The sequence below is a fragment of the Spongiactinospora gelatinilytica genome, from assembly GCF_003236385.1.
Taxonomy (GTDB): domain Bacteria; phylum Actinomycetota; class Actinomycetes; order Streptosporangiales; family Streptosporangiaceae; genus Spongiactinospora; species Spongiactinospora gelatinilytica.
This window is the reverse complement of record NZ_POUA01000805.1, coordinates 1-666: the sequence shown is the minus strand read 5'-3', so window position 1 is coordinate 666 and position 666 is coordinate 1. Positions and strand designations below refer to the sequence as shown.

Sequence of the window (666 nt, the reverse complement as noted above, 5' to 3'; positions counted from 1 at the left end):
CAGGCCCGATCCCGCCCACGACTTGTGCCTGGCCGTCCGCCACTGCCTCCTGGGCTTCTTTGCAGGCTCGTCACGGAAGAGGACCGGTACGTCGAAGCTGTCGGCGTAGGTGAGCGGTGGCTCGTCGGGGACGTGTGCGGGGATCATGTGAATCACTCTGGCACGGGTGGATCGCTTCCGGCACCGGATATGGGGTTGCCGACTCTCCCCGTCATGGTGTGGACCCCGCAGCAGACCGCAGCCTTCCTGACCTACGTCCGTCGCCACCGGCTGTACGCCCTGTACCGGCTGATCGCCCTACGCGGGCTCCGCCGGGGCGAGGTGGCCGGCCTGCGCTGGCGCGAGGTCAACGAAACGGCCAAGACGATCGGGATCAACTGGCAGATCACCCAACTCGGCTGGCAACCCATCCAAGGCAAACCGAAAACCGACGTTAGCGACCGCGTCATCGCCGTGGACACCCAGGACTGCCACCGATCCGCCTGCACGATCTGCGCCACGGAGCCGCCTCCATGATGCTCGCCGCCGGAGGAGAAGTGAAAATCGTCCAAGAGAGCCTGGGCCACGTGTCCTCGACCTTCACCCGTGACACCTACACCAGCGTCTACCCCGAAGTCGCGGCCACAGCGGCCGAGCAGACCGCCGCCCTCATCACTACCCCAGCCC

Annotated in this window: 1 protein-coding gene and 1 pseudogene; both read left to right on the top strand. The window is 66.5% G+C overall.

Annotated features, from left to right (window positions below):
- The first annotated feature begins 213 nt into the window (after positions 1-213).
- Positions 214-516, top strand: a complete 303-nt coding sequence (locus C1I98_RS39510; protein WP_111172246.1) for a site-specific integrase — start codon at positions 214-216, stop codon at positions 514-516.
- Positions 513-666 (top strand): annotated as a pseudogene (locus tag C1I98_RS45970) (tyrosine-type recombinase/integrase); the annotation flags it as partial. The gene C1I98_RS39510 and the pseudogene C1I98_RS45970, both read left to right, overlap by 4 nt.